Source organism: Pseudomonas sp. GW823-FHT03E05 (assembly GCF_058796855.1).
Map to the genome: position 1 here is coordinate 268,516 of NZ_JBXAJB010000010.1, position 16,705 is coordinate 285,220.

The window sequence follows — 16,705 nt, forward strand, 5'->3', positions numbered from 1 at the left end:
CAGATCGGCTCAGGCTAATCGGGCTCTCTTGTGAAGACAGGCTTCACCGGGCCTTTGGGAACAGCAGAAAGCTGATTCTTAGCCTGCTAAGTTAAGCCGCAATTAACAAAAAAGCCTTGCCCGAACGTCAGCCAGGCAAGGCTTTTTGCTATCCACCGCAAGCCGGCTCTCGCTAATAGAGGTTGGGCTCCATCTCCAGCTCGACACTGAAACGCTCGGCGATATCGCGCTGGATCCGCCGCGCCAGTTCCAGCAACTGCAGGCCGCTGGCGCCGCCATAGTTGACCAGCACCAGCGATTGCAAGCGATGGACCCCGGCATCCGCCTCGCGAAAGCCCTTCCAGCCCGCCTGTTCGATCAGCCAACCGGCCGCCAGCTTCACCTGCCCATCGGCCTGGGGGTAACCCACCAGCCCCGGATACGACTGCTTGATCTGCGCCGCCAGTGCCGCCGGCACCACCGGGTTCTTGAAGAAGCTGCCGGCATTGCCCAGCACGGCAGGGTCCGGGAGCTTCTCGCTGCGGATGCTGCAGATCGCCCGGCTGACATCGCTGGCCGTCGGCCGTTCGATGCCCTGCTCGCTCAGGCGCTGGCGCACCGGACCGTATTCCAGGTGCAGGTGATCGACACGGTTCAGGGCAAAGCGCACCCGCAGGATCAACCAGCGACCGGCCTGATGCTTGAACAGGCTGTCGCGGTACGCGAACTGACACTGCGCCAGGTCGAATTCCCGCAGCTCGCCGGTCTGCCGATCGAGGGCGGTCAGGCCGGCGAACACGTCCTTGATCTCCACCCCATAGGCGCCGATGTTCTGCATCGGTGCTGCGCCGACGGTGCCGGGAATCAGGCTCAGGTTCTCCAGCCCGGACAGACCCTGCTCCAGGGTCCACTGGACAAAGGGATGCCAGGTTTCCCCGGCCTCGGCCTCGACCACCACCCGCTGCCCGTCATCGCTGAGCAGGCGAATGCCACGAGTGGCCATGCGCAGCACCAGGGCCTGGATATCCGCCGTCAGCAGCAGGTTGCTGCCGCCACCGATCACCAGCAGCGGCAACTGGTGGGTAGCGCAATAGGCCAGGGCCTCGCGTACCTCGTCGTCGCTGTGGGCCTGGGCAAACCACTTCGCCTTGACCTCGACCCCGAAGCTGTTGAACGGCTTGAGGGACACATCGGCCTGAATGTCCAGGGTCATAGCCGCCCCTTCAATTCGACCACTAGCCGGTCGCAGGCATCCTCGATCAGGTCCAGCACCTGCTCGAAACCCTGCTCGCCGTCGTAGTACGGATCCGGCACTTCATCCAGCGCCGCCTCGTAGCGACGCAGGAACAGGTCCAGCTCGGCCTTGCCCCGGGCCGGTTGCAGGGCCTTGAGGTTGCGCAGGTTGCTCTGGTCCATGGCGAAGATCAGGTCATAGACAGCGAAATCGGCGCTGCCGACCTGCTGCGCCCGTTGTGCCGACAGGTCGTAGCCGCGCCGCAAGGCAGCCTGCTGGCTGCGCTTGTCCGGGGCCTTGCCGACGTGCCAGTCGCTGGTGCCCGCAGAGGCGACCTGCACCTGGTCACCCAGGCCGGCCTCGTGTAACTTGCGGCGCAGCACGCCTTCGGCGGTGGGCGAGCGGCAGATATTGCCCAGGCAGACGAACAGAACCCGCATCAGGCCTCCAGCAGGCGCCGAACGCGCTCAAGGTCTTCGGCGGTATCGACGCCGGTAGGCGGTGCTTCCAGGGCGTCGGCCACGTGGATCCGCACGCCATGCCACAGGGCACGCAGTTGCTCCAGGGATTCGGTGTTTTCCAGCCAGCACGGGCCCCAACTGACGAAGTCGTGAAGAAAGCCGGCGCGGTAGGCATAGATGCCGATGTGACGGCGATAAGGCACGCCTTCGGGCAGTTGCTCACGACTCTGGGCAAAGGCATCCCGGGCCCAGGGCAAGGTGGCGCGACTGAAGGTCAGGGCCAGGCCGTTGAGGTCGCTGACCACCTTGACCACATTGGGGTTGAACAGGGTCTGCACGTCCTCGATCGGCTCGGCCAGGGTGGCCATGCGCGCTTCGGTGTGGGCTGCCAGGTTGGCCGCTACCTGATCGATCACCGACGGCGGGATCAACGGCTCGTCGCCTTGTACGTTGACCACGATCGCATCCGCGGCCAGGCCCAGCTGGGCGGCGACTTCCGCCAGCCGGTCGGTGCCGGAGTTGTGATCTTCCCGAGTCAGCAGCGCCTCGGCGCCAAAGCCCTGGCAGGCCTCGACGATGCGCTGATCATCGGTGGCCACCACGACTCGCTCGGCGCTGCTCTTGCGCGCCTGTTCCCAGACCCACTGGATCATCGGCTTGCCGGCGATCAGTTGCAGCGGCTTGCCTGGCAGGCGAGTGGAGGCGTAGCGCGCCGGGATGACAACGGTGAAGGCGCTGCTCATTTGTCCAGGCGCTCTTCGGTGGTCAGGGTGCGCGCCTCGCTTTCCAGCATCACCGGGATGCCATCGCGAATCGGATAGGCAAGGCCCGCGCCCTTGCTGATCAGCTCGGTCTTGTCGGCGCTGAGTTTGAGGGGGCCTTTGCAGATCGGGCAGGCGAGGATGTCGAGCAGTTTGGTGTCCATGAGGATTCCCTGGATAAAAGCGAATTAAGGCAGCAGACGATCAGGCAGCAGGCGCATCAACTGGGTGTCGAACCAGGCGACGAAGGCCGGCGAAGGCTGGGCATCGACCGCCAGGTACCACCAGTCGTCTGTCGCGAAAGCCCGGCACTTGACCGCATCTTTCTCGGTCATGACCAGCGGCAATGACGGGGTGAAGGTCAAGGCCTGCGCACTGTATTGAGCGTGATCGGCAAATGCATGGGGAACAGGCCGCCAGTGTAGCGTTTCAAGGGTGTTGAAGAAACGCTGGGGATTGCCGATGCCCGCCACCGCATGCAGCGCCTGGCCGGGGGCGAAATGCTCCAGCGCACGACGCTCGCCACTGCGCAGGTTGACCAGCACCGAGGGCTTGAGATGAAAGGCGAACCCGTCGTCACGGTCATCAACTGCGCCGTTGTAGAGCACCGCGTCGACGCTCTGCAAACGCTCCGCCGGCTCGCGCAGCGGCCCGGCAGGCAGGCAGCGGCGGTTGCCCAGGCCGCGGGCGGCATCGATCAGCACCAGCTCCAGGTCACGGGCCAGGCGGTAGTGCTGCAGGCCGTCGTCGGAGAGGATCAGGTCCAGCGGCTCGGCGGCCAGCAGGGCCTGTACCGCGCGGCCGCGATCCGGATCGATCATCAGCGGCACGCCGCAGCGCTGGACGATCAGCAGCGGCTCATCACCGGCCACCGCGGCGCAATCTTCGGCGCTGACGCGCCAGGGCAGTTGCGCCGGCTTGGCACCGTAGCCGCGGCTGACCACCCCGACCCGCAACCCGAGGCGCTGGCAGTGCTCCACCAGCCACAGGATCAACGGCGTCTTGCCGGTGCCGCCGACAGTGATGTTACCCACCACGATCAGCGGCACAGGTGGTTGATAGATCGCCCCCTCACCGGCAAGAAAGCGCTGGCGCTTGCCCGTCACCACTCGGCGATACAGGCATTCCAGGGGGCGCAGCAGTTTCAGCGCGGGGTGGCCGTTGTACCAGGCATTGAGCAGGCGATCGGAAAGTGCCATCAGGGTGCCGGGTCCGCCTCGACGGTGGTCATGCGCAGGTGGCTGAAACCGAGCTTGCCGGCTGCATCCATGGCAGTGATCACCGCTTGATGCTGGGTCTTGCCGTCGGCGCTGATGGACAGCGGCAGGTTGGTGTCGCCCGCCGACTCCTTCTGCAGGGCCTCGATCAAGGTCTCCAGGTCATTTTTGGGCAGGACCTGGTTGTTCACCGAAAACACGCCGTCGGCGCTGATGGCGATATCCAGTTGCTTGACCTGCTGGTCTTCGGCCGGCGAGCCGCTGACCGCTTCCGGCAGGTCGACCCGCAGCTCGGTTTCCCGGGTGAAGGTGGTGGTGACAACAAAGAACAGCAGCAGGATGAACACCACGTCGATCAACGACGCCAGGTTGATGTCCACGGTTTCCCGGGGCTTGCGACGGAATTTCACGCTTTGCCCTCGGCCAGATCGACATCGCGGTCGCCCTGGATCACTTCCACCAGCTTGATCGCCTCCTGCTCCATGCCCACCACCAGTTCATCGACCCGGCGTTGCAGGAAGCGGTGGAAGAACACCGAGGGAATGCCCACCATCAGGCCGGCGGCGGTGGTGATCAGGGCTTTGGAAATACCGCCTGCGAGGATGTGCGCGTTGGTGGTCATGCCCGAGCCCATGAACGAACTGAAGATGTCGATCATGCCCAGCACGGTGCCCAGTAGCCCCAGCAGCGGTGCCATGGCGGCAATGGTGCCGAGGGCGTTGAGGTAGCGTTCCAGCTCATGGATGACCCGGGCGGCAGCCTCTTCGATGCATTCCTTCATGATCTCGCGGCCATGCTTGGAGTTGGCCAGGCCCGCCGCCAGAATCTCGCCCAGGGGCGAATCGGCGCGCAGTTCCTTGAGCTTTTCCTTGTTCAGCTGCTTGTCCTTGATCCAGCGCCAGACCTGCCCCAGCAGGTGGGGCGGGGTGACACGGCTGGCCCGCAGGGTCCACAGACGCTCGGCAATGATGCCCACGGCAGCAATGGAACTCAGAATGATCGGCAACATCATCCAGCCGCCGGATTTGACCAATTCCCACACAGTGACAGCCCCCTCGAAAAAGTGCGCCACTCTAACATAGGGGCCGGACGCACCGAAGACCGTGATGTCGCATGCTCACAGGCTTTAATAACCCACGGTTATTTAAGGCATTGCGAGCGGCTCACGCCAGAATCGCCGTTGCTCGCGAAGGCCATGCGCCGCCCCGAAGGCCCCCAGTTGCAGCCTCAGGGCACCCTGTTCGGCGCTGTCATAAATTGCCATGTCCAGGCGCCGATAGCGTGCCAGCACTTGAGGATGGGGGTGGCCGAAGGCATTGCCCCGCCCACGGGAAATCAGCACCGCGTCGGGGGCCAGCCGTTGCAGCAAGGCCATGGATGAAGAGGTGCGGCTGCCGTGATGGGGTGCCTGCAGCCAGTGGGTCCGCACCGCCAGCGGGCTGTCGAGCAAGGCTCGTTCGGCACGGGCGTCGATGTCCCCGGTGAGCAGCAGGCGCTCGCCGGCAGCCTCGACCTGGAGCACGCACGAAGCCTGATTGCCGTCGGTCGCCGCTGCCCATTGCCACTGGCGAAAGCGCACGCCATTCCACACCCAGCTCAGCCCACTGTCGCAAGGCCTTGCCTGCAGGCCCGCGGGCAAGGCGTCGGGCTGGCCACCGCGGACCTCGCCCACGGGCATTGCGCGCTGCACCGCCTGGGCGCCACCGGCATGGTCGTTGTCGGCATGGCTGAGCAGCATCAGGTCCAGCCGCCGGATGCCGAGCCTGTGCAGGGTCGGCACTACCACTCGCTCTCCCAGGTCGAACTCGGCGACCCGCGCGCCAGCGTCATACAGCAGGGCGTGATCACGGGTACGCAGGATGAATGACAGGCCCTGCCCCACATCCAGCTGCCAGACCTCCACCTCACCTTCGGGCACGCGCGCCAGGGGTGGCCAGACCGCCAGGAGCAACAGCGGCCAACCCAGAACCCGCATGGGCACGCCCCTGGGCAACAGCAGCAACAGGCAGCCCAGAGCATTCATGCCCCATAGCCACAGAGGGATCTGCGGCGGCACCCAGGCCGGCCACCCACCGGCAATCAATCCGAGCAAGCGGAACAACCCGTCCAGCAATCCACCGGCCAGCCACAACAGGCCCTCACCCACATAAGGCACCGGCAGCAGCAGGCTGCCGAGCAAAGCCGGCGGCAACACCAGAAAGCTGATCCAGGGCACCGCCAGCAAATTGGCCAGCGGCCCGCTGAGGCTGATAGGCAGCCCCAGAGCCAGCAACGGCGGCAGCAGGCCAATGGCGATCAACCATTGGGCCCGGGTCCAGCCCTGCCACCAGCTCCACGCCCCCAGGCGCCCGGCAAAGATCAAGATCAGGATTGCCACTGCGGCAAAGGACAGCCAGAACCCCGCCTGCAAGCTGGCCAGCGGCTCGGCCAGCAACACCGCATTCAACGCCAGCAGCAGGGGCCAGCCGGCCCGCAGATGGCGAAAGCGCATGCGCCAGAGCAGTACCAGGGCGACCATCACACAGGCGCGCTGCACTGGCACATCGAACCCCGCCAGCAGGCCGTAGCCCAGGGCGCCGAGCCAGGCCAGGGCACAGGCCCAGGGCAACCACGGCAAGCGCTCGGGCCAGAGACCATGGCGGGCCAGCCCGGCCACCGCGAAATAGATCACCCCAGCCAGCAGGCTGATGTGCTGCCCGGAAATCACCATCAGGTGGACGGTGCCGGTGTCCTGCAACAGCTGCCAGTCTTGCCGCGTCAGGCCGGAACCGTCGCCCATCACCAGCGCCGCCAGCCCCGCACCGCGCCCCTGTGCCTCGACCTCTAGCAAGCGCTGGCGCAATCCTTGCCGCCAGGCCTTCGGGGCCGGTGCCAGCAACTGCCCGGCCTTGACCGTGCCGGTGGCGCCGATACGGCGCGCCAGCAGCCAGGCCTGGTAATCGAAGCCCTGGGGATTCAACAATCCCATCGGCTGGCGAAGCTTGACCGCCAGCCGCCAGCGCTCGCCACTCTTGAGCGCCGGGCCCTCACGCCAGGCCAGCCGCATGCGCCGGGGCAGCCGCTCACGGCGGGCCTGGGCATCTTCCAGCTCGAAACGCACCACGCCGCCCGCCTGCTCCGGCAGGCCGCTCACCCGCCCCTCCAGCCAGCGGGTCTGTGACTCCAGGCGCGGCGCCAGGCGATCATCAAGGGCCGACTGCGCGGAGACACAGGCCCAGGTGAAACCGAACAGGAAAAATGCCACTGGATGTGTACGAAACGGCAACAGCATCAAGGCCAGTATCGCCATACACAGCAGCAGCCAGCCTGGGGGCAAGGCCGGCATGAAACCCAGCGCCAGCAGCCCCGCAGCCAGCGCCAGCATTGCGCTACGCATCCGCCCGCCCCTCCTTGGGAGTTCATACTCTTGGCTTAGTCGAGGATGGGCAGCGCGGCTTTATCATTTGTCACAATGTCTGAATTTTCGCCGACTAGAATCCGGTCATAATCGTCGCCTGACCCGACCGAGAAGCCTTATGCCCCGGCGCTTATTCAAACGTTACATGCCAGATCCGACCAGCATCCGGGAACACAAGTCCTTACGCTTTCTCGGCACCCTGCTGCATGACGCCAACCTCTGGCACCTCAATCGACACTCGGTGGCCCGGGCCATGGCCGTGGGCCTGTTCGCCGCCTTTATTCCCATTCCAATGCAGATGTTGCTGGCTGCGGTACTGGCCATCTGGCTGCGCGGCAATATGCCCATCAGTGTCAGCCTGGTCTGGTTGACCAACCCCATCACCATGCCGCCGGTGTTCTTCTGCACCTACCAACTGGGGGCCTGGCTGATGAACGTGCCGCCGCGCACCCTGCCCGACGAGCTGACCTGGGAGTGGATCAGCAGCCAGCTGGCAACCCTGTGGCAACCTTTCCTCCTCGGCTCGGTGGTGGCCGGGCTGGTGCTGGGGGCCACTGCCTATTGCCTGACCATGCTCTATTGGCGCTGGTGGGTCGCGCGCCAATGGTCCAGGCGCAAGCAGCAACGGCAATGACCAACGAAAACGGCCTCCCGAGGGAGGCCGTTTGCATGACGCACTAAAGGCATTTACTGACGCATGCCGCGCCCGCTCACCAGCAGCCGTGCGCAACCGATATACAGCACCAGGGTGGCCACCAGCATGAAGGTAATGGCGATGCTGATCTTGATGTCCGACACCCCGAGGATGCCGAAACGGAAGGCGTTGACCATGTGCAGCACCGGGTTGGCCAGGGACACCGTCTGCCAGAACGGCGGCAGCAGGTTGATCGAGTAGAACACCCCGCCCAGGTAGGTCAGGGGCGTCAGCACGAAGGTCGGGATGATCGAGATATCGTCGAAGTTGCGTGCAAAGACTGCGTTGATGAAGCCCAGCAGCGAGAAGATGGTCGCGGTCAACACTACCACCAGCACCGTGATGCCCAGGTGGTGCACCTGCAGCGTGGTGAAGAACAGCGACAGCAGCGTCACGATGACCCCCACCATCAGCCCCCGCAGCACCCCGCCCAAGGTGTAGCCGATGAGAATGGTATGGGGCGACAACGGCGAGACCATCAACTCCTCGATGGAGCGCTGGAACTTGCTGCCGAAGAAGCTCGATACCACGTTGCCGTAGGAGTTGGTGATCACCGACATCATGATCAGCCCCGGGACGATGTACTCCATGTAGGTGAAACCACCCATGTCGCCGATCTGCCGGCCGATCAGGTTACCGAAGATGACGAAGTACAGGACCATGGTGATGGCCGGGGGCAGCAGGGTCTGCGGCCAGATCCGGGTGAAGCGCCGGACTTCGCGATAGACAATGGTGTTGAGCGCCACCAGGTTGGGTTTGAACTCCGAACTCATACCGCCACCTTCGACAGATTCTTCTCCACCAGGGACACGAACAACTCCTCAAGACGGTTGGTTTTGTTACGCAGGCTCAGCACCTCGATGTTCTGCAGGGCCAGTTGGCCGAACAGCGCGGTGATGCCCACGGCCTTGTCCACCTGGACCTCCAGGGTATGGCTGTCCACCAGCCGGGTCGGATAGCCGGCCAGTTGCGGCGCCACGCTCAGGTCGTTCTTCAGGTCGAGGAGGAAAGTCTCCACATGCAGCTGGCTGAGCAACTGGCGCATGCTGGTGTTCTCGACAATGGTGCCGTGGTCGATGATGCCGATGTTGCGGCACAGCTGCTCAGCCTCTTCCAGGTAGTGGGTGGTGAGGATGATGGTGATGCCTTTCTGGTTGAGCTCGGTAAGAAAGCTCCACATGGAACGGCGCAGCTCGATATCGACCCCGGCGGTAGGTTCGTCAAGGATCAACAGGCGCGGTTCATGCACCAGCGCGCGGGCGATCATCAGGCGCCGCTTCATGCCACCGGACAGGGAACGCGAAGGCACATCGCGCTTGTCCCACAGGCCGAGCTGGGTCAGGTACTGCTCGGCGCGCTGCTTGGCGATCTTCGCCGGAATGCCGTAGTAGCCGGCCTGGGTCACGACGATGTCGAAGGTTTTCTCGAACTGGTTGAAGTTGAATTCCTGCGGCACCACGCCGATGCAACGCTTGAGCGCCGCCGGCTCACGATCCAGGTCGTGGCCGAAGACGCTCACCGTACCGCTGGTCTTGTTCACCAGGGTCGAGAGAATGCCGATGGTGGTGGATTTGCCGGCCCCGTTAGGGCCGAGCAGGGCGAAAAAGTCACCTTCGGCGACATCCAGATCGATACCACTCAGGGCCTGGAAACCGTTGCCGTAGGTTTTGGTTAGCTGCCGGATGGACAGAGCGGAACTCATATCGGATTCATGCACCAAGAAGGGGGAATTTTATAAGTAAGGGCGGCCCGAGCCGATTGCAACGACGCCGGACGCCCGCCATGTTGCGTGCCTGCGTCGTGCAAGTACAGTCACCCGTATCGATAGTGGGTATTAAGTCAACGCGGTCATCACGGCCTGGCGATAGGCCGGGCGCTGTTTCAAGCGCTCATACCAGGCTTGCAGATGGGGCATGGAAGGACGCTCGATGGGCATCTCGAACCAAGCGTAGATGAAACTGCCGAGGGGAATGTCGCCCACGCCGATCTCCTGCCCGGACAGGTAAGGCTGCTCGCCCAGGGCCTGATCGACCCGCGCCAGCAGCTCGGCACACGTGGCCTTGGCGGCGTTGATCTGCGCCCAGTCCTGCTGCTCGGCCGGGGTGCGCAATACGCCCCAGAACAGATGCCGGAAGGGTTCAGCGAAGGTCGAGGTGGTCCAGTCCATCCACTTCTCGGCGCTGGCCCGCAGTTGCACGTCGGCCGGGTACCAGTGGCTATCGGCGGCGTAGCGCGCAGCCAGGTAGCGCACGATGGTATTGGACTCCCAGAGCACGAAGTCGCCGTCTTCAATCAGTGGAATCCGGCCATTGGGGTTCAGCGCCCGGTACGCCGGGGTGTCCACCACCCCAAAGGCGCCGCCGGCGTCCAGGGACTCATAGGCGAGCCCCAGTTCCTGCGCGCACCAGAGTGCCTTCCTGACATTCGACGAGTTCTTGCGACCCCAGATCTTCAGCATGACCATCCCTCAGTAATGAATGCCGGGGCAGTCTACGCCTGATCAGCCGCGACTCAAATCGCCGCGCAGGTCTGCCAGCACTTGCGGCTGCTGCGCGTCGAACAGGTGCGGGTAGCATTTTTCCAGGTGGCCGAAAAACAGCTCCTGCGGCACGTCGGCAAACTGCCCGTGGTCCACCAGGTACTCCATCGACTGTTCGCCCTGGCGATTGAAAGGCTGGAAAACGCTGTCCTCCAGGCCGTCGAAATCCAGCGGCGCCACATCGAACATTTCACACAATTGCCGGTTGAACGCCGGCGTGGCCTTGACCCAACGACCCTGCAGATAGAACTCGGTGTAGCCGTGCATGGCGAATACATCGCTGCGCAGCAGCTCCAGCAGCCTGGGTGTGGACAGGTGATTGCGCACATCGGCCAGGCCGATGCGCGCCGGTATCCCGCAATGCCGGGCACAACCGGCGAGCAAGGTGGCCTTGGGCACGCAATAGCTCTCGCCGGTGGCCAGGGCATGGCTGCCGCGCAAGGTCTGGGGATCACGGCTGAAACTGTAGAAGTTGTAGCGTACGGCCTCGCGCACCGCGTAATAGAGGCTGACGGCTTGCTGTCGGGGATCGCGGCTGGCACCGCGATGAGTTTCGGCGAACTCCACCACCGCCGGGTGGTCACTATCGATGAAGCGGCTGGGACGCAGGTACTCGTTCATGGGCATGACCTCCGAGAGGAAGCCTGAGTCTATCGAGGCGTCCGCCCCAGTGATAACGACGTATCGGCCAAAGATCATGGCCCCCACGATCAACCGGGCCTGGCCCGCAAGATACAGACTTGCATTGCACCCGCACTGCCCTGCTCACCCGCGCTGTCGAAGGCCGACTACGCTCTGAGGGTGATTTCACCCCTGGTTTCACGGAGGATTGAATATGCTGTTGTTGTGGATACTGGTTCTGGTGCTCGCAGTGGCCTACCTGGCCCATCGCCGTACCGCCCCCCTGCCCGCCCTCGGCGTGGTCGCCATCTACCTCTTGGCCATGGGCGCCTTTAGCCGTGCTCCCGGCTGGCTGCTGCTGATTTTCTGGGTGCTGCTGGCAGCGGTCGCCGTCCCTCTGCTGCTGCCCGATCTGCGGCGCAAGTATTTCAGTGCGCCGCTGTTCAGCTGGTTCCAGAAGGTTCTGCCGCCGATGTCCCAGACCGAGCGCGATGCCATCGATGCCGGCACCGTCTGGTGGGACGGCGAGCTGTTCAGTGGCCGCCCCGACTGGAATACCTTGCTGGCCTACCCCAAGGCCCAGTTGACCGAAGAAGAGCAGGCGTTCATCGACGGCCCGACCGAGGAGCTGTGCGCCATGGTCAGCGACTGGCAGATCGGCCAGCACATGGACCTGCCGGCCGAAGCCTGGGCCCACATCAAGGAGCACGGTTTCTTTGCCCTGATCATTCCCAAGGAGTTCGGCGGCAAGGGCTTCTCGGCCTACGCCCACTCCCAGGTGGCCATGAAGCTGGCCACCCGCAGCGGCGACCTGGCCTCCACCGTGATGGTGCCCAACTCCCTGGGCCCGGCCGAACTGCTGCTGCACTACGGCACCGACGAACAGCGCAATCACTACCTGCCGCGGCTGGCCCGGGGCGACGACATTCCCTGCTTCGCCCTCACCGGCCCCCTGGCCGGCTCCGATGCAGGGGCCATGCCCGACACCGGGATCATCTGCAAAGGCCAATGGCAGGGTGAAGAAACCCTGGGCCTGCGCCTGAACTGGGAAAAGCGCTACATCACCCTGGGCCCGGTGGCCACCCTGCTGGGCCTGGCCTTCAAGGCCCATGACCCGGACCACCTGCTGGGCGACCAGGAAGACCTGGGCATCAGCCTGGCACTGATCCCCACCGACACCCCCGGGGTGGATATCGGCCGCCGCCACCTGCCCCTGGGCGCGGCCTTCATGAACGGCCCGAACTCCGGCAAGGACGTGTTCATTCCCCTGGACTTCCTCATCGGCGGCCAGGAAATGCTCGGCAAGGGCTGGATGATGCTGATGAATTGCCTGTCCGTGGGCCGTTCGATCTCCCTGCCCGCGGTGGGCACCGGCGCCGCCAAATTCACCAGCCTGGTGACCGGCCAGTACGCCCAGGTGCGGGAGCAGTTCAACGTGCCCCTCGCCGCCTTCGAGGGCATCCAGGAGGCTCTGGCCCGCCTCGGCGGCAATGCCTGGCTGATGGACAGTGCACGCATGCTCACTGCCAACGCCGTGGACCTGGGGGAAAAACCCTCGGTGCTGTCGGCGATCCTCAAGTACCACCTCACCGAGCGCGGCCGCGAGTGCATCAGCCACGCCATGGACGTGCACGGCGGCAAGGGCATCATCATGGGCCCCAACAACTACCTGGGCCGCAGCTGGCAAGGAGCGCCGATCTTCATCACCGTGGAAGGCGCCAACATCCTTTCGCGCAACCTGATGATCTTCGGCCAGGGGGCAATCCGCTGCCATCCGTTCGTGCTCAAGGAAATGGCCCTGGCCGGTCGCGAAGACCACGACCAGGCGCTGCAGGAGTTCGACGCCCTGCTGCTCAAGCACATAGGTTTCGCCGTGAGCAACGCCGCCAGCACCCTGGTGCTGAACCTCGGCCTGGGCCACTTCGAACACGTTCCGGGAGACAAGGTCAGCCAGGGCTACTTCCGTGCCCTGAACCGCCAGGCCGCGGCCTTCGCCCTGCTGGCGGACTTCTCGATGATGCTGCTGGGGGGCGAACTCAAACGCCGCGAGCGCCTTTCCGCCCGCCTGGGGGATGTGCTCAGCCACCTGTACCTGGCGTCGGCAGCGCTCAAGCGCTACCACGACCTGGACTCCCCGGAATACCTGCGCCCCCTGCTCGCCTGGGCCATGGAAGAGAGCCTCGGGCATTCCGAACGGGCCCTGGACGAGTTGCTCAGCAACTTCCCCAACCGGGTGTTCGGTTGCCTGCTGCGGGTGCTGGTGTTCCCCTTCGGCCGTCGCCATACCGGGCCATCGGACCAGCTGGATGCCGAAGTGGCGGCGATCATCGGTCGTGCCCAGGGCGATCCGGCCCTGGAAGCGGTGCTTGCCGGCTGCTACCGCCCGCAATCCAAGGACGACCCGGTGGGCGCCCTGCAACATGCCAGCAACCTGCTGAGCGCCGTGCACCCGTTGCACAAGAAGCTCCACGAAGCGCTGAAAAGCGGCCAGGTCAAACCGGCTGCCGGCGAATCGGCCATCGACGCGGCGCTGGAAGCCGGCGTGCTGCAGGCCGCCGAGGCCCAGAGCCTGCACGAGGCCGAGGCGGCGCGGCGCAAGGTCATCGATGTGGATGATTTTGCCAAGGAGGAGCTGACCCTGAGCGAAGGCAAGACCCGCTAGACAGCCGCCTTCGGGGCAGGTCGATTATGAAACCGGGCGCGGGAGCTATATACTCCCGCGCCCGTTTTGCTCTTGAGGACCCTGTCATGTCCAACATCGTCGCCGATCATCTCGTCCTGCTGGACCACCTGCGCAGCATCCTGGTCGCCGTAGGTGAAGCCGAACAGGTGCCCGAGGAAAGCCACGCGCTGTTCCTGGAGCGCTTCGACGAACTGCGTGCCTCGCTGCCGATCGACCCGATCGAAAGCCAGTACCTGGGCCAGGACCTGCTGTGCCAGATCATGCAGCGCTACCCGCAGATCGCCCACCTGGTGCCTCGTGACCTGCTGTGGTTCTTCGCCGGTGACTGCCTGCACTACATGCCCGATGAAGAAATCGACCTGTACCAGGCCCTGGAAGAGCGCCGTTTCGAAGCCGAGCAGAACGACGAGCCCTTCGACTGGAACCAGGAAAAGCAGCTGCTGGCGCTTTCTGCCCAGGACAGCAAGCACTGATCACTGCACCCGGCGCAGCCAAGGCCCGCACGGTTCGCCCGGCGGGCCTTTTTCATGGGCGCCTTTTAGCGCCGGCCTGTCAGAGAATTCGCTGGCAAGCCAGCTCCTACAGCGGGCGTTCCGCTTTGCCCGGGCGGTTGAGGGTCGGCTCCTTGGCCAGGCACTCCACCAGGTAGTCGATGAAAACCCGCAACTTGGGCGGCAGGTAACGGGTCGGTGAATGCAGCAGCCAGGCACCGCCGTGGTAGGAGGCCAGGAAGGTCCACTCCGGCAGCACCTGGACGATCAGCCCCTGCTCCAGGGCATGGCGCGCGGTGAAGTACGGCAGGCTGCCGATCCCCAGGTGTTGCAGCACCGCATCCAGGCGCACCCCGGTGTGGTTGGCCGCATAGCGCCCGCGCACCCCCACCGTGACCGCCTTGCTGCCCTGGGTGAACTTCCAGCGCGCATCGCTGGGGGTCTCGCCCAGGTAGATGCAACTGTGCTGGCGCAGGTCCTGGGGATGGGCCGGCGTACCGTGCTCGGCCAGGTACTGCGGGGTGGCGCAGAGCAGGTGATCGATGCGCAACAGCTGGCGACCGATCAACCCGGGCGGCGGGCGATCGGTGATGCGGATCGCCAGGTCGACGTTGTCGTCGATCAGGTCGACATCGCGGTCCTCATGCAGCAGTTCCACATCGACCTGGGGATAGCGCCGCAGAAACTCCGGCATGTGCGGGTGCACCACGAAACGCCCCACCGCCTTGGGCACGCTGACCCGCACCACGCCTTCGGCTTCGTGGGTGAACTGGCCGCTGACCTCCATCACCGAACGGGCCGCACTGACCATTTCACTGCAACGCTTGAACACCTCTTCGCCACCGTCGCTCAAGCGCAACTTGCGTGTGGTGCGCTGCAACAACCGGGTGGCCAGGGCCTTTTCCAGGCGCGAGATGCTGCGGCTGACCGCCGAAGGCGAGGAGCCCAGCTGGCGTGCCGCCTCGGAGAAGCTGCCGGTCTCCACGACCCTGACGAAAATGGCCATTTCTGCCAGCAAAGGCAGGGGTAGATTTATGCTCATGACGCAATAGTCCATTGAGTTTCGAACGGATTATCACGCAATCGCCCAGGCAGCATAATAAAAAAACACTGAATTCCAGGGTTAGAGAAATGACGCGGCGCCTGTATTACGACAATGACCAGTTACTGACCTCCGTCGAGGTCCTGAGCTGCATCCCCCACGAACAGCAATTCGCGGTCACCCTCAACGCCACGCCCTTCCACCCCCAGGGTGGCGGCCAGCCCAGCGATACCGGCTGGATCGGCCAGGCCGCCGTTCTGCGGGTGGCCCAGGAAGGCGAGCAGATCGTGCATTACCTGGACCAGCCGCTGGAGCCGGGCATTTTCGAGGCCCGGGTCGATGAGGCCGCGCGCCTGTTCAACAGCCGCATGCACTCCGCCGGGCACCTGATCGGCCACTTCGTGCAAAGCCAGGGCTGGATACCGATCAAGGCCCATCACTGGCCAGGTGAAGGCCGGGTGTCGTTCAAACCGGCAGAGCAGCCCCGGGAGATCGACGGCGCCAGCGTGCAGGACGCGATTGCGCTGTGGATAGAGGCCGACCTGGAACGGCATAGCACAATGGCGGACGGTTCGCGCCAGATCAGCTTTGGCCAACTGCCGGCCTATGGTTGCGGCGGCACCCACGTCAGCCACCTGCAGCAACTGGGCGCGGTGCTCATCACCGCGGTCTCACTCAAGAAAGGCACCCTTTCGGTCAGCTACAGCCTCGACTGAAAACGGCCTGCCACTCAATCATCCTGCTTTGCGGAGTCCGCATGCTGTCCAACTATCTTGGCGAGTTCCTCGCCCTGGCCCTGGTTCACTTTCTCGCGGTGGTCGCTCCCGGGCCGGATTTTGCCGTGACCATCCGCCAGAGCGTGCGCTTTGGCCGCATGACCGGGGTCTGTACCGCCCTGGGCATCGGCGCCGGCATCTCGGTGCACGTGCTCTACACCCTGCTGGGGGTGGGCGCCCTGATGCACGCTACGCCCTGGTTGCTGAGCGCGGCCAAGCTGCTGGGCGGCGCCTACATTCTGTACTTGGGTATCAGCCTGCTGCGCAGCAAGGCCAAGACCAGCCTTCCCGGCGAGGCGCCCACCGATGAGCCCCAACAGACCTTGCTGCGAGCCTTTACCACGGGGTTTCTGACCAATGCCACCAACCCCAAGGCGACCCTGTTTTTCCTGGCGATCTTCACCACCCTGGTCAGCGCCACCACCCCACTGAGCATCCAGGCCCTATATGGCGCCTGGATGTGCCTGGTGAATGCGCTGTGGTTCGTGATCGTCGCGCTGTTCTTCTCCAGCTCTCGGGTGCGCTTGCTGTTCATGCGCCTGGGGCACTGGTTCGAGCGCTGCATGGGGCTGATCCTGCTGCTGTTCGCCGGGCGGTTGCTGCTGTCGCTGTAGACAAGGCAAACGACAAAGGCCCGCACAGGTGTACTGGCGGGCCTTTTTTCTGGGCACTGGCTGCAGTGTTGAATCGCAGGCAAACAAAAACGCCGCTCAATGAGCGGCGTTCTTGTGAATTTGGAGCGGGAAACGAGACTCGAACTCGCGACCCCGACCTTGGCAAGGTCGTGCTCTACCAACTGAGCTATTCCCG

At 64.4% G+C, this 16,705-nt stretch carries 18 protein-coding genes; 5 read left to right on the plus strand and 13 right to left on the minus strand.

The genetic code is table 11. The annotated features are described in order from the left end of the window. Nucleotides 1-172: 172 nt before the first annotated feature. The 8 genes from murB to AC1RCO_RS30830 form a co-directional block, all read right to left on the minus strand. Nucleotides 173-1,192, minus strand: coding sequence for a UDP-N-acetylmuramate dehydrogenase (gene murB, locus AC1RCO_RS30795; protein ID WP_492618369.1), 1,020 nt, complete (start codon nucleotides 1,190-1,192; stop codon nucleotides 173-175). After that, on the minus strand, nucleotides 1,189-1,653 hold the full coding sequence (locus tag AC1RCO_RS30800; protein WP_492618370.1) for a low molecular weight protein-tyrosine-phosphatase: 465 nt from the start codon (nucleotides 1,651-1,653) through the stop codon (nucleotides 1,189-1,191). The genes murB and AC1RCO_RS30800 overlap by 4 nt, the downstream gene beginning before the upstream one ends. Further along, on the minus strand, nucleotides 1,653-2,417 hold the full coding sequence (gene kdsB, locus AC1RCO_RS30805; RefSeq protein WP_011060104.1) for a 3-deoxy-manno-octulosonate cytidylyltransferase: 765 nt from the start codon (nucleotides 2,415-2,417) through the stop codon (nucleotides 1,653-1,655). The genes AC1RCO_RS30800 and kdsB overlap by 1 nt, the downstream gene beginning before the upstream one ends. Continuing rightward, nucleotides 2,414-2,599, minus strand: a complete 186-nt coding sequence (locus tag AC1RCO_RS30810; protein ID WP_011060103.1) for a Trm112 family protein — start codon at nucleotides 2,597-2,599, stop codon at nucleotides 2,414-2,416. Before AC1RCO_RS30810 ends, kdsB begins: the two co-directional genes overlap by 4 nt. A gap of 24 nt (nucleotides 2,600-2,623) precedes the next feature. After that, on the minus strand, nucleotides 2,624-3,634 hold the full coding sequence (gene lpxK / locus AC1RCO_RS30815; protein ID WP_492618371.1) for a tetraacyldisaccharide 4'-kinase: 1,011 nt from the start codon (nucleotides 3,632-3,634) through the stop codon (nucleotides 2,624-2,626). Next, entirely contained in the window at nucleotides 3,634-4,062 is a 429-nt protein-coding gene (locus AC1RCO_RS30820; RefSeq protein WP_011060101.1) for an ExbD/TolR family protein, read from the minus strand. The genes lpxK and AC1RCO_RS30820 overlap by 1 nt, the downstream gene beginning before the upstream one ends. Then, a complete protein-coding gene (locus tag AC1RCO_RS30825) occupies nucleotides 4,059-4,694 on the minus strand; it encodes a MotA/TolQ/ExbB proton channel family protein (protein WP_011060100.1) in 636 nt (211 codons plus the stop codon). The genes AC1RCO_RS30820 and AC1RCO_RS30825 overlap by 4 nt, the downstream gene beginning before the upstream one ends. 102 nt (nucleotides 4,695-4,796) lie before the next feature. Beyond that, nucleotides 4,797-7,028: a DNA internalization-related competence protein ComEC/Rec2 gene (locus AC1RCO_RS30830; RefSeq protein ID WP_492618372.1), complete on the minus strand. Its 2,232-nt coding sequence runs from the start codon at nucleotides 7,026-7,028 to the stop codon at nucleotides 4,797-4,799. A gap of 139 nt (nucleotides 7,029-7,167) precedes the next feature. On the opposite strand from AC1RCO_RS30830, the gene AC1RCO_RS30835 reads away from it, so the two are divergent. Next, complete coding sequence (locus tag AC1RCO_RS30835; RefSeq protein WP_015634695.1) at nucleotides 7,168-7,683, plus strand: DUF2062 domain-containing protein; 516 nt, start codon at nucleotides 7,168-7,170, stop codon at nucleotides 7,681-7,683. A gap of 53 nt (nucleotides 7,684-7,736) precedes the next feature. Here the strand turns inward: AC1RCO_RS30835 and AC1RCO_RS30840 are convergent, their stop codons facing one another. The 4 genes from AC1RCO_RS30840 to AC1RCO_RS30855 form a co-directional block, all read right to left on the minus strand. Beyond that, nucleotides 7,737-8,516 carry an ABC transporter permease gene (locus tag AC1RCO_RS30840; RefSeq protein WP_011060097.1) on the minus strand — a complete coding sequence of 260 codons (780 nt, stop codon included), beginning with the start codon at nucleotides 8,514-8,516 and terminating at the stop codon, nucleotides 7,737-7,739. Next, a complete protein-coding gene (locus AC1RCO_RS30845; RefSeq protein WP_011060096.1) occupies nucleotides 8,513-9,445 on the minus strand; it encodes an ABC transporter ATP-binding protein in 933 nt (310 codons plus the stop codon). The genes AC1RCO_RS30840 and AC1RCO_RS30845 overlap by 4 nt, the downstream gene beginning before the upstream one ends. Before the next feature lie 132 nt (nucleotides 9,446-9,577). Next, nucleotides 9,578-10,201, minus strand: a complete 624-nt coding sequence (locus AC1RCO_RS30850) for a glutathione S-transferase family protein (RefSeq protein WP_011060095.1) — start codon at nucleotides 10,199-10,201, stop codon at nucleotides 9,578-9,580. Nucleotides 10,202-10,243: 42 nt separating this feature from the next. Further along, nucleotides 10,244-10,903 carry a transglutaminase-like domain-containing protein gene (locus AC1RCO_RS30855; protein ID WP_169893290.1) on the minus strand — a complete coding sequence of 220 codons (660 nt, stop codon included), beginning with the start codon at nucleotides 10,901-10,903 and terminating at the stop codon, nucleotides 10,244-10,246. Nucleotides 10,904-11,117: 214 nt separating this feature from the next. Here AC1RCO_RS30855 and AC1RCO_RS30860 point away from each other — a divergent pair, with 214 nt between their 5' ends. After that, the gene (locus AC1RCO_RS30860; protein WP_183000740.1) at nucleotides 11,118-13,565 is read left to right on the plus strand and encodes an acyl-CoA dehydrogenase; all 2,448 of its coding nucleotides are present in this window, start codon (nucleotides 11,118-11,120) and stop codon (nucleotides 13,563-13,565) included. An 86-nt stretch (nucleotides 13,566-13,651) separates the two neighbouring features. Next, nucleotides 13,652-14,059, plus strand: a complete 408-nt coding sequence (locus AC1RCO_RS30865; protein ID WP_011060092.1) for a PA2817 family protein — start codon at nucleotides 13,652-13,654, stop codon at nucleotides 14,057-14,059. Nucleotides 14,060-14,165: 106 nt separating this feature from the next. Here AC1RCO_RS30865 and AC1RCO_RS30870 read toward each other — a convergent pair whose 3' ends face one another. Further along, nucleotides 14,166-15,119 (minus strand): LysR family transcriptional regulator, encoded by a 954-nt coding sequence (locus AC1RCO_RS30870; RefSeq protein ID WP_011060091.1) that lies wholly within the window; start codon nucleotides 15,117-15,119, stop codon nucleotides 14,166-14,168. A gap of 89 nt (nucleotides 15,120-15,208) precedes the next feature. On the opposite strand from AC1RCO_RS30870, the gene AC1RCO_RS30875 reads away from it, so the two are divergent. Continuing rightward, nucleotides 15,209-15,835 (plus strand): alanyl-tRNA editing protein, encoded by a 627-nt coding sequence (locus tag AC1RCO_RS30875; RefSeq protein ID WP_072451646.1) that lies wholly within the window; start codon nucleotides 15,209-15,211, stop codon nucleotides 15,833-15,835. Between the two features lie 41 nt (nucleotides 15,836-15,876). Next, entirely contained in the window at nucleotides 15,877-16,509 is a 633-nt protein-coding gene (locus AC1RCO_RS30880; RefSeq protein ID WP_015634690.1) for a LysE family translocator, read from the plus strand. Nucleotides 16,510-16,705 lie beyond the last annotated feature (196 nt).

Excerpts from the sequence above, each read along its gene's own strand:
- AC1RCO_RS30870 (WP_011060091.1), bottom strand. The coding sequence starts at position 15,119 with ATGAGCATAAATCTACCCCTGCCTTTGCTGGCAGAAATGGCCATTTTC.
- AC1RCO_RS30830 (WP_492618372.1), bottom strand. The coding sequence starts at position 7,028 with ATGCGTAGCGCAATGCTGGCGCTGGCTGCGGGGCTGCTGGCGCTGGGT.
- AC1RCO_RS30845 (WP_011060096.1), bottom strand. The coding sequence starts at position 9,445 with ATGAGTTCCGCTCTGTCCATCCGGCAGCTAACCAAAACCTACGGCAAC.
- AC1RCO_RS30855 (WP_169893290.1), bottom strand. The coding sequence starts at position 10,903 with ATGAACGAGTACCTGCGTCCCAGCCGCTTCATCGATAGTGACCACCCG.
- AC1RCO_RS30860 (WP_183000740.1), top strand. The coding sequence starts at position 11,118 with ATGCTGTTGTTGTGGATACTGGTTCTGGTGCTCGCAGTGGCCTACCTG.
- AC1RCO_RS30850 (WP_011060095.1), bottom strand. The coding sequence starts at position 10,201 with ATGCTGAAGATCTGGGGTCGCAAGAACTCGTCGAATGTCAGGAAGGCA.
- AC1RCO_RS30880 (WP_015634690.1), top strand. The coding sequence starts at position 15,877 with ATGCTGTCCAACTATCTTGGCGAGTTCCTCGCCCTGGCCCTGGTTCAC.
- AC1RCO_RS30840 (WP_011060097.1), bottom strand. The coding sequence starts at position 8,516 with ATGAGTTCGGAGTTCAAACCCAACCTGGTGGCGCTCAACACCATTGTC.
- AC1RCO_RS30835 (WP_015634695.1), top strand. The coding sequence starts at position 7,168 with ATGCCCCGGCGCTTATTCAAACGTTACATGCCAGATCCGACCAGCATC.
- AC1RCO_RS30810 (WP_011060103.1), bottom strand. The coding sequence starts at position 2,599 with ATGGACACCAAACTGCTCGACATCCTCGCCTGCCCGATCTGCAAAGGC.
- AC1RCO_RS30875 (WP_072451646.1), top strand. The coding sequence starts at position 15,209 with ATGACGCGGCGCCTGTATTACGACAATGACCAGTTACTGACCTCCGTC.
- murB (WP_492618369.1), bottom strand. The coding sequence starts at position 1,192 with ATGACCCTGGACATTCAGGCCGATGTGTCCCTCAAGCCGTTCAACAGC.
- kdsB (WP_011060104.1), bottom strand. The coding sequence starts at position 2,417 with ATGAGCAGCGCCTTCACCGTTGTCATCCCGGCGCGCTACGCCTCCACT.
- AC1RCO_RS30800 (WP_492618370.1), bottom strand. The coding sequence starts at position 1,653 with ATGCGGGTTCTGTTCGTCTGCCTGGGCAATATCTGCCGCTCGCCCACC.
- lpxK (WP_492618371.1), bottom strand. The coding sequence starts at position 3,634 with ATGGCACTTTCCGATCGCCTGCTCAATGCCTGGTACAACGGCCACCCC.
- AC1RCO_RS30865 (WP_011060092.1), top strand. The coding sequence starts at position 13,652 with ATGTCCAACATCGTCGCCGATCATCTCGTCCTGCTGGACCACCTGCGC.